Raw genomic sequence first — 12,351 nt, 5'->3', positions numbered from 1 at the left:
GTCCATGTCGCAGACATTGATCCGGTCGGACAGGGGCGTCCTGCCCACGGGAGGGAGCCTGCGGCGCTCCGGGCAGGCGGCCCGCAGCGCGGCGATCGAGGTGGGCAGCCACCTCTGGCTCGGCGTCGCCCTGCTCGTGTTGTGGGAGATCGTCGCCCGCCTGTGGGCGACGCCCTTCGTCCCGCCGATCTCACAGATCCTGGCGCACCTGCGCGACAACTGGTTCACGGGCGGGGTCGGGACGCTCTTCCTCGACGACGTGGTGCGCGAGCACCTGGTCGCCAGCGTCGGACGGTTCGCGGAGGGCTGGGCGATCAGCATCCTGCTCGGTGTGTCCCTCGGGATGCTGCTCGGGATGAACCGCACGGCGTACGCGTTGATGGCACCGATCGTCAGGTTCGGCATCGCCATCCCCGCGACTGCCCTGCTGCCGGTGGCGATCATGCTCTTCGGGATCGGCAACGGCATGAACATCACGATCGTCGTCCTCGGCACCTTCTGGACGATCCTCGTGAACACGATGGACAGCGCCCGCTCGATCGACGAGGGCTACCTGCGCTCGGCCAAGAGCCTGCGGATGAAGCGGTCGTCCTACTTCCGGCGGATCGTCCTCCCGGCCGCCAGCCCGGGGATCCTGGCCGGCCTGCGGGTCAGCCTCGGCATCGCACTCATCCTGGTGGTCGTCTCGGAGATGTTCGCCGCGTCGGAGGGCATCGGCGCGTACGTCGTCTTGTCGAGCAACCAGTTCCGCTTCCTCGACACCTGGAGCGGCGTCGTGATGATCGCGTGCTTCGGCATCGTCGCCAACCTGCTGTTCAGCCTTCTCGAGGCACGGCTCCTGCGCTGGGTCCCCACCGCCCGCGAGGGGACCGCCCTGTGACGCCGGATCCGGCGGCCGACTCCGGTGCGGCCCCGGCGCCCGGCACCCCCAACGGAAATCAACGGACAAGAGGAACACATCGATGAAGAGGTACAGCTCAACGCCGCGGGTCGTCCGCGGCGGATCGGTCGCGGCGCTCGCCGTCACGCTTCTGCTCGCTGCCGGCTGCGGCAGCGACGGGTCGGACGGCGGCGGATCGTCCGACGGCACGCTCAAGGTCAGCTCGCTGGGCTACTGCAGCGAGATCCCGCTGTGGTGGGCCGAGGAGAAGGGCCTGTTCGACGATCGCGGTCTCGACGTCGAACTCGTCGAGGCCGGCGGTGGCGGCTCGACGACGATCGCCGCGGCGGTCGGCGGCTCGGTCGATGTCGCCTTCACTGCGCCGGGGGAGGTCATCCAGGCCATCCAGGGCGGTACGCCGCTGACCTGGATCGCCACGGCGTACGGCTTCCCGACCGACGAGGAGGCGGCGACCTCGGGCGCCATGGTCAAGGACGGCAGCTCGATCGAGCGTTTCAGTGACCTGGAGGGCAGGACGGTCGCCCTGACCGCGGTCGGAGGAGTCAGCGAGGCGACGGTCGCCGGTGCGATCCGCGCCGACGGCGGCGACCCCTCGTCGGTCAAGTGGGTGGCCCTGCCCGGTGGCCAGCTGCTGCAGGCCGTGCTCTCGGGCAAGGTCGACGTCGCGCAGACCCCGCTGCCGGTCGCGTCGATGGAGGGGCTGCGCAATATCGGCAGCCCGCACACGCTGGTGACCGGCGGGGTCTCGATGCCCTTCGCCGGATACGCCCAGACGACCGACTTCTACACGTCCCACGAGAAGCAGGCCGAGGACTTCTACGACGCCTTGACCCAGGCCGGCGAGGAGCTCAACGACCCGGCGAATGCGGACGAGATGTACCGCATCATGGCCGAGCGCTGCGGCCAGACCGTCGAGGCGCTGAAGCAGACGCCGATGAACCCGATCATGGCGGACGTCAACATGCCCGGCCTCGAGAAGTACGTCGACATCCTGGTCCAGGGGAAGGTCGTCCGGGAGGACTCGCTGCCCGACCTGGAGGAGCTGGTCGCCCCGTTCGCGCAATCGGGTTCCTGACCGGCGGGCTCACCCCGGGGTCGGTGGACGGAGGATCCCGCCCACCGACCCCGGGTTGTAACGTCGAGGGCCCCCAGCGCCAAGAGAGGGCATGAACCAGCAACGAGCCGATGATCCGGACCCGGTCCGCCGCATCGGCCACGACCCCGACGCCTTCGAGGCGTTCTACCGCGACCATCTCGACCTGGTGCAGCGCTTCGTCGCGCGCCGGGTCGACGACCCGCACCTCGCCGCGGACCTCACCGCCGACGTCTTCGTCGCCGCCGTGGACGGGGCGAGCGGCTACCGCCCCGACCGGGGCAATCCCGCCGCCTGGGTGACCGGGGTCGCCCGCAATGTCGTGGCCGCCGAGTTCCGGCGCCAGGGCCGGCAGCGGGCCGCCGTCCGCAAGGTCGCGGGCCGGCGCCTGCTCGACCCCGACAGCCTGGCCCGCATCGAGGAGCGGATCGACGCCGAGCGCCAGACCCGGCGTCTGTACGACGCTCTGGGCGTCCTGCGCCCGCGGGACCGCGCGCTCATGGAGCTGGTCGCCGTCGAGGGCCTGCCCGTCGCGGACGCAGCCGCCGTGCTGGGGGTGAAGCCGGCCACCGCGCGGGTCCGGCTGCACCGCAGCCGGCGCCTGGTCCAGTCCCATCTGCTGCCCCCGCAGTCCGCCGTGGAGGCCGCACTCTCACCGGAGGTCCCGTCATGACCCGCACCCTCGATCCCTTCGAGCAGTCCCTGCTCACCGAGCTCCGCCGGCACGTCTCCGAGCGCGACGCCGTACCCGTCCGCAGGGGGCGCCGCCGCCTCGCCGCCGTCGGGGCGGGTGTCCTCGCCGCCGGCTCGGTCGCCACCACGGCGGTGCTGTTGCAGCCCGACTCGGCGTTCGCGGTCCACGAGGAGGGCGACGGCGACGTCGTCGTCACCATCTCCAGCCTGAAGGACGCCGACGGCCTCGAACGGGCGCTCGCCGAGCACGGGGTGGAGGCCGACGTCTCGTACGACGCCGAGGCGTTCCCCGACGTAGCGCCGATCCCGCCTCCGGGCGAGGGGAGTGGCACCGTCGCGTCCGGCACGGACAGCGGCCCGAGCCTCGAGTCCCACGGCGTCCCGCCGGCGGCGGGGGAGCGTCCCTGCGGCGCCATCGCCGTCGAGACGGACGGCGACGGCATCACATTCCGGCTGCCCGCCTCCGCCATCGCCGCCGCGTCCCCGCTGCGCATCCGGCTGGCCGGCGAGGACCTCGGCTGGGCCTCCGTCGGGATCCAGTGGGAGCAGCCCGTCTGCTGACCGCGCCCCTCGGTGCCGGCGGCCGCGCCGGCGCCGGGGAGGTCAGGAGTCAGGAGGAGAGGTGGTGGAACTCGCGGCGGGTGCGCACGAGATGGGCCCGCATCAACCGCTTCGCGCGGGCCGTGTCGTGGGCGAGCACCGCCTCCAGGATCTCCTCGTGCTCGGCGATGCCCTGGCGGGGGTCCTCGTGCAGCGCCGAGCGCAGCATCCACTGCGCACGCAGCTCCAGCGTCCCGAGGAGATCGGAGAGCAGCTGGTTGTCCGAGAGGCCGGCCAGCGCGGTGTGGAACAGGCGGTTCGCGTCGCTCAGCCCGCTCTCGTCGCCGGAGTCCGCACAGCGGTGGGCGGTCGCGATGAGATCCCTGATCGGCTCGCTGTTGGCCAGCGAGATCCGGGCCACGGCAAGCCGGACCGCCTCGAGCTCGAGCGGCAGGCGTACGTCGAAGAGGTCGTTGATGTCCTTGGCGGTGGGCACCCGGACCCGTACGCCGGCGCCGGGCACCCGCTCCGCCCAGCCCTGCTCCGCGAGGCGGTGGATCGCCTCGCGGACCGGGACGCGCGACGTACCGAACTGCTCGGCGATCGCCACCTCGCGTAGCGGCTGGCCCGGCTCGATCTCACCGTTGAGGATGAGCTGCGACAGCTGGTGATGGACCCAGTCGGAGAGGGAGCCGTCGCCGGGAGCGAGACGCTGACTCCTCACGGTGCTCCTCAACACTGATCTCCGACGGCTCTCCGACGGCCGCGGTCCGGGCGGCCCGATCGTACAGGTAGACCGTGGCCTGCCGGGGGAGTCCTAGACTCGGCGGGCCGGATCCACGAACTCCAGAGGTGAGCGGGAAATGTCAACGTCGGGGTCGCCGCTGGCCAGCCTGTGTCGCGAGGCATTGGAGGAGCTGGGCGGCCTGACCGACCGGTTCGTCGCGCGGGTGTGGCAGCTGGACCCTTACCGTGACGACGTCGTCGACCGGAGCGAGGTCGCTCGCGACGCGGAGGCCTCCTTCGAGCTCCTGCTCCGCTCCATCGGCGGCCTGCGGATCCCCGACCGACTGTCGGGGATCAGCGAGGACATCGGTCGCCGCCGAGCGCGCAGCGGTGTGCCGCTGGAGGTGATCCTCCAGGCGATCCGGATCGATTTCCAGCTGCTGTGGGACCTCCTGGTCGCCAAGGGCGAGGCCGCGGGCGACGTCCTGCTGCGCTCGGCGCCGCTCGTGTGGCAGGCGTTGGAGGCGCACACCCTCACGCTGCAGCGGGGCTACCTGGACGAGGCCGCGCTGATGGCCCACGAGCAGCACCGGGTCCGTGAGGACCTGGTACGCCGGCTCGTGGTCAGTACGTCGCCGGGCCGATCGCTCCAACGCCAGGTGGAGTCCGCGCTCGATGCCGTCGGTGGCCGGCCGTGGCTGGTCCTCACCGCTCACCTGGGCCAGCTCGACGCGCTGGGCGTCCGCGCCGCGCAGCTGCGTGAGCGGGGGCTCGCCGCCCACGCGCAGGAGCTGTTCCACCAGGCGTTCCTGATCGTCGAGCAGCAGGGCGGGCGCCGCGACGCGGTCGCACTCGTGCCGGGCATCGTCGGGGGCTACTCCTGGTGCGCGGAGCTCGCCGACCTCGCCGACGCGGTGTCGACCGCCCGCAAGGTGCTCCGGGCGCTGCCGCCGACGGCGACCGGACCACTCGGACCGGAGGACGTGTGGGCCGCGCTCGTCGCTGACGAGATCGGCTCCGTCGGCGACGCGATCGTCACCACGGTGCTCGACGACTTCCAGCGGATGCCGGACGTCGACCAGCGCCTGCTGCACGAGACCTTCCTCGCGTACTTCACGACCGGTTCGTCGTCGCGGGCCGGCGAGCTGCTGCACGTGCACCGCAACACGACCATCAACCGGCTGCAGAAGGTCCACAAGATCACGGGGATGAACCCCTTCGTGCCGTCCGACGCGGCCCTGCTCCATGTCGCCTTCGAGTGTGCTGCCTCCGGAGGTGCCGAGCCGATCCGGCCGCTCGGCCCGGCCGCGCCTGACCGGGGTCAGCCGACGGTGTAGTGGAAGGTGGCGCGGATGAGCTCGGCGCTCGCCTCGCTGAGCTCGACCGTCTCGCCGTACGACGCCAGGCAGATGCGCCCGCCGCTACGTCGGGCGAACACCGCCTCGCCCTCGGCCGCGCCGACCCGGCGCAGTGCCGAGGCCAGCGACGACGCCCGCAGCGTCGGTCCGACGTGCTCGATGCCGATCTTGACCCACCCCGCGGTGTCGGCGAGGACCGTCGGGAGCGGGCCCGGCTGCGGAGCGCCGGAGATCGCGCGGTGACCCGTCATGAGGCCGGCTCCGTCGCGGGCAGGCAGTTCTCGGCGCAGGTCCTGAGGTGGATCACGGCAGGCCCCTGGAAGGCCAGGGCGGCGCGGAGCGCGGCCCCGGCGTCGGCGTCGTCGCTCACGGTCGCTCCGAAGCCGCCGAACGCCTCGGCCATGGCGGCGAAGGAGGGGTTCTCGAGTACGGTGCCGCTGCGGCGGCCGGGGAACCGGGTCTCCTGGTGGGAGCGGATCGTCCCGTACTGACCGTTGTCGACCACGAGGATCAGCGGGGACAGGCCGTACTGCACCGCGGTGGCGAGCTCCTGGCCGTTCATCAGGAAGCAGCCGTCGCCCGCGAAGGAGACGACCGTGCGCTCGGGGGCGGCGAGCTGGGCTGCCACGGCGGCCGGGATGCCGTAGCCCATCGTCCCGTTGCGGGGCGCGAGCAGCGAGGGGAAGGTGCGGTGGCGGAGGTGCCGCTGCGCCCACAGCGCGTAGTTCCCGGCCCCGTAGGTGATGACCGCGTCGGCGGGCAACAGCCGGTCGAGGTCGCCGACCAGGCGCCCGAGATCGACGCCGGGGTGCGGGCACGGTGCGGGCGGGCTCCCGAAGTCCAGCCAGGCGCGGTGGGCCGTGTCGAGGGCGGACGTGCTGCGGGGGCCCCCGGGTTCCGGGAGCTGGGCGACCAGATCCCGGGGCGACCCGGCCACGTGCAGGTCGACGCGGCGCAGGTGGCCGAGGAGGTCGGGGTCCGTGCCGACGGCCACGACCGCGGCGCTGTCGTGCCGGAGCAGCGCGCCGCCGTCCAGCGCGACGTCGTCGAGCACGCAACCGAGCAGAAGGACGAGATCCGCGCCGTCCAGGAGCCGGGCGGCCGCCTCCGGCCGCCCGAACCCGAGGTGTCCGGCATAGACCGGTGAGGTGTTGTCGACGAGATCGTGACGGCGGAAGTCGGCGAGCACCGGGATCCCGTGACGGACGGCCCACCGCTCCAGCAGCCGCGCCGCCTCGGCGTCCCAGTCGGAGCCGCCTGCCACCACCACGGGAGAGGTCGCCGCGTCGAGGAGCTCGGCGATCCGGCGTGACTGCCGGGCTGGGATGGCGGCGTCGGCGCGCCCCAGGGGGCGCACCGGACCGCCGGCCGCCGCCGCCTCGAAGAGCATGTCCTCGGGGAGTCCGATCACCACCGGACCGCGCCGGCCCGACAGGGCGCAGTGGTGGGCGCGGGCGAATTCGTGGCCGATCCGCGCGGGATCGTCGACGACGGTGACCATCTTCGCGGTCGAGCCGAACCATGCGGTGAGGTCGAAGTCCTGGAACGTCTCGGTGAAGCGCTCGCCGCGGGGGACCAGACCCACCAACAGGATCATCGGCACCGCGTGCTGCCAGGCGGCATGCACGCCGACGAGGGCGTTCGCCGCGCCGGGGCCCCGGGTCACCATGGCGACACCGGGCGATCCGGTGAAGCGACCGGTGGCCTCGGCCATATAGCTCGCGCCGCCCTCGTGGCGGCACACGACCGTGGCGATCGACGAGTCGTGGAGCGCGTCGAGGACGGGAAGGTAGCTCTCGCCGGGGACGCAGAAGATCCGCGAGATGCCGTGCGCCTCCATGGCGCGGACGAGCGCGTGGCCCGCGTGGCCCGCGTGGCCCGCCTGGCCCGCGTGGCCCGCCTGGCCCGCGTGGCCCGCCTGGCCCGCGTGGTCGGGGTGGTCGGGGTGGTCGGGGTGGCTCATCGTCGGCTCCTCGGGCTGGGCGGTCATCGGACCGACGTCAGTGGCGCGACGTCGGGGTCGACGGGGGCGGCGTCGCCGGCGTACACGCACCGTCCGCCGACGAAGGTGGCGAGCACGCGGATGCCGTCCAGGTCGCGGGACGCGACGGCGAGCGGGTCGGCGTCGAGGACGACGAAGTCCGCCAGGCGACCGCGGGTCAGCCGACCGCGCAGCTGCTCCTCGTGGTCGACCCATGCCGCGTCGACGGTGTACGCACGCAGTGCGGTCGCGACGTCGACGCGCTCGTCGGCACCGATCGCGCGACCGGCCGCCGACAGCCGCTCGACCATCGACCGGATCCCCAGCAGCGGCGCGCCGGAGGCGACCGGCCGGTCGGAGCTGCCGGGGACCCGCATCCCGGCCTCGAGGAAGGACCGGTGGCGATAGAGCCAGTCGACGCGATCGGGACCGACGGCGGTCGCCATGGCGTCGCCGAACTCGTGCAGGAACCGCGGCTGGGGCACCGGGACGGCGCCGACCTCGGCCATCGCCCGGATCTGGTCGGGCCGCACGAGTCCGGCGTGCTCGATGCGGTGACGGGCGTCGGGGCGGGGGTGGACGCGCTGGGCGGTGGCGAGCGTGTCCACGGCGAGGTCGACCGCGCGGTCGCCGATCGCGTGGGCGGCGATCTGCCAGCCCGATCGGTGTGCGTCGACGAGGAGGGTCTTCATCTCCTCGGGGTCGGCGGCGAGGTACCCGCAGCCGCAGCCGTCGTCGTACCCGGGTTCGGAGATGGCGGCGGACTTCCCCAGCATCGAACCGTCCAGCCACATCTTGACGGCGCCGAGCTTGAGGTGGTCGTTCCCGAAGCCGCTGTGCAGGCCGAGGTCGAGCGCGACCTCCGGCCGCTCACCGACGGGATCGCCCAGGCGTCGCAGGGTGTCGGCCGCGGGCATCAGAGTCACCCGGACGGTCAGCCCACCGGACCGCAGCGCCTCCTGGTAGGCCCCTGCCTCGAACGGGCTCCGCCCGACGAGGCCACCGCCGATGCCGCACTCGGTGACGTGGGTCAGTCCCTCGGAGGCGTAGATCGCACTGGCCCGGGCCAGTGCCGCGGCCAGCTCGGCGCGGGTGGCGGGAGGGATGAGGTCGGTCGCCAGCCTCATCGCCGCCTCTTGGAGTCCTCCGCTCGGCGCGTCCCCCGGATCGCGGATCACGGTCCCGCCCGGCACGGTACGTCCCGGCTCGGCGAGGATCCCGGCGTCGCGGAGCACGCGGGTGCTCGCGACCCCCTCGTGACCGGACCGATGCTTGAGCCACACCCGTCGTCCGCCGCTCGCGCGGTCCAGATCCTCGTGGTGGAGTGCTCCGCCGAGCACCTCGTGGTCGAAGCCGTGTCCGATCAGCCACCGGTCCGCGGCCAGGTCGCGACTGGCGCGGTGGACCCGCCGGTACACCTCGTCGGGCGAGGTGCAGGTCGTGAGATCGAGCTCGCCCTGGCTCCGGCCGAACCACAGCATGTGGTTGTGGGCATCCCCGAAGCCGGGGACGACCACGGCGCCGCCGCAGTGCACCGTCCGAGCGGCCGGAGGATCGCCGCCCAGCTCCTCGTCGACGCCCACGATCCGTCCCCCCACGACGCCGAGACGGGAGGCGGTCGGCCGGTCGGCCGACAGGGTGTGGATGCGGGCATGGGTGAGCAGGAGATCGAGCACAGGATCGCTTTCGGGCGCGCGGACGGAAGTCGACGGATGCGACCGCGCGGTCCGGCGGCCGAGCATTGTCGAGAGCGCCGGGAGGGCGGCGGGAGGCCGGGCCGGCTGGTCTCCATCCTGGTCGTGCGCGTCGTCGCGAGGCAATGGTTGTTTGCCTATATTCCGCCCGATCATTTTGTGCATCTGCAAAATCGCCGGAGCGCGATGGGTTGGATCGAGGGGCGCTTCTGATCCGCGCGAGCGGACCAAGGAACGCCTGTTCATGCAGGTCAGACCCCATATGCGCGGCGAGTTGCCCGGGCTGCTGGAGTCGTCCTGGTGGAAGGTGAGGTGGCGATCGGGGAGGAGATGTTGTGCAGTTGACGCGTTCTGGTGTCCGGGGTCACAATCCGTCGAACCCGAGGCAAGTACGTCAGAAATGGATGACCGATGTTCAGATATCGCTTCGCCGCCGTCTCTTCAGGTGCACGGCGTGCCCGTCGTCAGGCGGGAGCGCGTTCGCGTGCGCTGGCCGTCACCGTGACCCTCGCCGCCGTCGCGACCGTCGCTGCCGCGTGCGCCGGCTCCGACGGCGCGGGCGGTGGCGACGACGACACCGTCACGATGGGCAACCTCTACGGTTTCGTCACCTTCGACCCGGCATTGACGCCGCCGCCGGCGCTCGACTACCTCTCGCCGGTCTATGACAGCCTCGTGGTCCGCAAGGGCATCGACACCTTCGAGCCGGGCCTCGCGACGGAGTGGGAGTACGACGGCAAGGCCAGGACGCTGCGCCTGGTCCTGCGTGCCGGCGTGGTGTTCACCGATGGCGCTCCGTTCGACGCGGAGGCGGTGGCCAAGAACTTCGAGCATGGCAAGACGGCGACCTCCGGTAGCTGGTTTGATGTATACAATGCCATGGAAGCAATCGAGGTGGTGTCTGACAAGGAGCTGGTGATCACCTTCTCGTCGGCGCAGCCCGCGATCGTCGAGACCCTCGCCGCCCCACCGGGGATGATGGTGAGCCCACGCGCGCTCGAGGACCCCGACTCGCTGGGCACCACGCCGGTCGGCACCGGGCCGTGGCGGCTGGACGCCGAGCGGACCGTCGCCAACGACTCCTACGTGTTCGTGAGGAACGAGGACTACTGGGACCCGGCGGTCCAGCGGGTCGACCGGGTCGTCATCAAGCCGCTGGTCGAGCCGTCGACCATGGTCAACGCGCTGAAGGCCGGGCAGGTCGACGTCATCGGGATCACCGGCGGGGAGGCCAAGTCCCTCGAGGGACAGGGCTACGTCGTGGGATCGATGGGAGCCGCGATGGAGGTGCTCGTCCTGGCGGACGGCCGCGGCGAGGTGAGCAAGCCGCTCGCCGACGTCGACGTGCGCCGGGCCCTGGGCTACTCCCTCGACCGTCCTTCGATCCTCGACGCCACCTTCGGCGGCCGGGGGACCTCGAGCGTCAACCCCTTCGAGGAAGGGTCCGTCGGCTACAGCGAGCGGCTGGACGGTGCCTACGACCGGGACGTCGAGCAGGCCAGAGCCCTGCTCGCCGGGGCCGGATATCCCGACGGCTTCACCGTCGAGACCTACATCACCCCGGCCCACAGCCTGATCGCCGAGGCCGTCGCGGGCCAGCTGGCCGACATCGGCGTGGAGCTCAAGGTGAACGTCGTGGAGAACGCCGGGGCGCTGAGCGACCGGATCGCCAAGAAGCAGTCGCCCGTCCTGGTCAACGCGACCGGGATCCGCAGCGCCTACGAGTTCTACACGGCCTTCGCCGGTCCCGGCGGCCGGTACAACCCGTTCGGCAGCACCAGTCCGAGGCTCGAGGAACTGGCCGCCGAGGTCCGCCAGCTCGGCACCAACGACCGCGCCGAGGCGACCCGGGTCTACGGCGAGCTCTTCGACGAGCTCATCTACGGCGAGGCGCTCGTCATCCCGGTCTTCCGGCAGGAGCTGCCCGTCGTGATGCGCAAGGGCGTCGAGGCCGAGCTGGACACCTACGCCGGAACCATCCCCAATCCCCGCAACCTGACGATCGACGGAGAGTAGTTCTGAGATGACGACGACAAGCATCGACGCCGGGCTGAGCCACAGCCTGACCGAGACCGGCCGCGGCACCAAGATGGGAGAGTGGCTGCGGCGCTACTGGTGGCCGATCGCGGTCGACGCCGACCTGAAGGCGAAGCCGACCTTCATCAAGATCCTGGGCGAGGAGCTGGTGCTGTTCCGCACCAAGCGCGGCAAGGTCGGACTGCTCGACTCGCGGTGCGCCCACCGGCGGGCCAACCTGTGCCTCGGGCAGTCGCTCGCCGACGGAGTGGCCTGCCGCTACCACGGCTGGGTCTTCAGCCCGGAGGGCAAGGTCCTCGAGACTCCCGGCGAGCCGGACGAGACCTTCAAGGAGCGTGTCCAGCAGCGCTCGTATCCCACGCAGACCATGGGCGGGCTCATCTTCGCCTACTTCGGCAAGGGCGAGCCGCCGGCGTTGCCGCGCTTCGACTTCCTCGACGGTCCCGGCGTCCACAAGGCGCGCTTCATCGGCACGTCGCGGGGCAACTGGATGCAGATCAACGAGAACGCGATGGACCCGCTGCACCTGAGCTTCACCCACGCACCGACCTGGACCGCGATGTCGGCGCTCCCGGAGATGTGGTTCGACGAGACCGAGTTCGGGGTCGCCTACCTCTCGCTGCGCACGACCGAGGACCCCGAGAAGTGGCACCTGCGGGTCAACAACCTGATCCTGCCGAGCATCGGCCTGACGGGTGCGACCAGCTTCTGGTTCCCCCGCGCCAAGGGGTCGAGCAACCCGCCGATCACGGCGCGCTTCAGCGTCCCGATGGACGACACGAGCACCGTGATGTTCCGGGTGATGTACATCCCCGAGGAGTTCGCCGAGTTCGCGGACGAGATCGACGACCACCTCGAGCACCTCAAGTGGGACACGCCCTGGCAGACCGAGCGGATCGAGCCGTACCTGGAGTACAACGAGAGCGTCCGCACCGGTGAGCCCGTCGAGCTCGGCTACACGATCCCGGAGGGCGCCGGTCACGAGGACGCGACGGTCGTCGGCAGCATGCCGGAGCGCGTCGACCGGGAGAACGAGAACATGCTCCCCGTCGGGGACGGCGGCATCACCTTCATGCGGGACGTCATCATCAGCTCCGTCGAGGAGGTGGCCAACGGCGGCGAGGCGAAGGGCACCGTCCCGGCGAGTCGTGCGCAGGAGCTCTTCTTGATGCCGACAGGGGAGAGGTTCCTCAACCGCGAGGGCGTCGAGGAGCTTCGCCAGGGCCTGCGGGCGCGCGACGCGCTCAAGCTCCCGGGCTGATCCAGTGCGGGGCGGGCCGCCCACGTGGCGGCTCGCCCGGACCGCCCGCCCCGTCCCAGAGAAGGAA

The 12,351-nt window shown here is 71.7% G+C and carries 12 protein-coding genes; 8 read left to right on the top strand and 4 right to left on the bottom strand.

The features are described from left to right. Window positions 1–4: 4 nt before the first annotated feature. The 4 genes from QJ852_23070 (at window position 5) to QJ852_23055 (ending at window position 3,248) form a co-directional block, all read left to right on the top strand. Complete coding sequence (locus QJ852_23070) at window positions 5–880, top strand: ABC transporter permease (protein ID WGX96020.1); 876 nt, start codon at window positions 5–7, stop codon at window positions 878–880. Between the two features lie 82 nt (window positions 881–962). Continuing rightward, a complete protein-coding gene (locus tag QJ852_23065) occupies window positions 963–1,976 on the top strand; it encodes an ABC transporter substrate-binding protein (protein ID WGX96019.1) in 1,014 nt (337 codons plus the stop codon). A 91-nt stretch (window positions 1,977–2,067) separates the two neighbouring features. Beyond that, window positions 2,068–2,667: a sigma-70 family RNA polymerase sigma factor gene (locus QJ852_23060; GenBank protein ID WGX96018.1), complete on the top strand. Its 600-nt coding sequence runs from the start codon at window positions 2,068–2,070 to the stop codon at window positions 2,665–2,667. After that, window positions 2,664–3,248 (top strand): hypothetical protein, encoded by a 585-nt coding sequence (locus QJ852_23055; protein ID WGX96017.1) that lies wholly within the window; start codon window positions 2,664–2,666, stop codon window positions 3,246–3,248. The genes QJ852_23060 and QJ852_23055 overlap by 4 nt, the downstream gene beginning before the upstream one ends. Before the next feature lie 49 nt (window positions 3,249–3,297). Here the strand turns inward: QJ852_23055 and QJ852_23050 are convergent, their stop codons facing one another. Next, window positions 3,298–3,951: a GntR family transcriptional regulator gene (locus QJ852_23050; GenBank protein WGX96016.1), complete on the bottom strand. Its 654-nt coding sequence runs from the start codon at window positions 3,949–3,951 to the stop codon at window positions 3,298–3,300. A gap of 139 nt (window positions 3,952–4,090) precedes the next feature. Between QJ852_23050 and QJ852_23045 the strand changes: the two genes are divergently transcribed. Continuing rightward, window positions 4,091–5,290 carry a helix-turn-helix domain-containing protein gene (locus tag QJ852_23045; GenBank protein ID WGX96015.1) on the top strand — a complete coding sequence of 400 codons (1,200 nt, stop codon included), beginning with the start codon at window positions 4,091–4,093 and terminating at the stop codon, window positions 5,288–5,290. Here QJ852_23045 and QJ852_23040 read toward each other — a convergent pair. The 3 genes from QJ852_23040 to QJ852_23030 are packed head-to-tail and all read right to left on the bottom strand — an operon-like array spanning window position 5,275 to window position 8,968. Further along, entirely contained in the window at window positions 5,275–5,562 is a 288-nt protein-coding gene (locus tag QJ852_23040; protein ID WGX96014.1) for a hypothetical protein, read from the bottom strand. The genes QJ852_23045 and QJ852_23040 overlap by 16 nt on opposite strands. Further along, the gene (locus tag QJ852_23035) at window positions 5,559–7,301 is read right to left on the bottom strand and encodes a thiamine pyrophosphate-binding protein (protein ID WGX96013.1); all 1,743 of its coding nucleotides are present in this window, start codon (window positions 7,299–7,301) and stop codon (window positions 5,559–5,561) included. The genes QJ852_23040 and QJ852_23035 overlap by 4 nt, the downstream gene beginning before the upstream one ends. Further along, complete coding sequence (locus tag QJ852_23030; protein ID WGX96012.1) at window positions 7,298–8,968, bottom strand: amidohydrolase; 1,671 nt, start codon at window positions 8,966–8,968, stop codon at window positions 7,298–7,300. The genes QJ852_23035 and QJ852_23030 overlap by 4 nt, the downstream gene beginning before the upstream one ends. On the opposite strand from QJ852_23030, the gene QJ852_23025 reads away from it, so the two are divergent. The 3 genes from QJ852_23025 (at window position 8,945) to QJ852_23015 (ending at window position 12,284) form a co-directional block, all read left to right on the top strand. Then, complete coding sequence (locus tag QJ852_23025) at window positions 8,945–9,199, top strand: hypothetical protein (GenBank protein WGX96011.1); 255 nt, start codon at window positions 8,945–8,947, stop codon at window positions 9,197–9,199. The genes QJ852_23030 and QJ852_23025 overlap by 24 nt on opposite strands. Window positions 9,200–9,487: 288 nt before the next feature. Next, window positions 9,488–11,002 carry an ABC transporter substrate-binding protein gene (locus QJ852_23020; GenBank protein WGX96010.1) on the top strand — a complete coding sequence of 505 codons (1,515 nt, stop codon included), beginning with the start codon at window positions 9,488–9,490 and terminating at the stop codon, window positions 11,000–11,002. 7 nt (window positions 11,003–11,009) lie between these two features. After that, the gene (locus QJ852_23015; protein WGX96009.1) at window positions 11,010–12,284 is read left to right on the top strand and encodes an aromatic ring-hydroxylating dioxygenase subunit alpha; all 1,275 of its coding nucleotides are present in this window, start codon (window positions 11,010–11,012) and stop codon (window positions 12,282–12,284) included. Window positions 12,285–12,351 lie beyond the last annotated feature (67 nt).

This window comes from Nocardioides sp. L-11A (genome assembly GCA_029961745.1).
Lineage (GTDB): Bacteria > Actinomycetota > Actinomycetes > Propionibacteriales > Nocardioidaceae > Nocardioides.
Note: the sequence above shows the minus strand (reverse complement) of the source record. Positions and strands in the feature narration are given on the sequence as shown.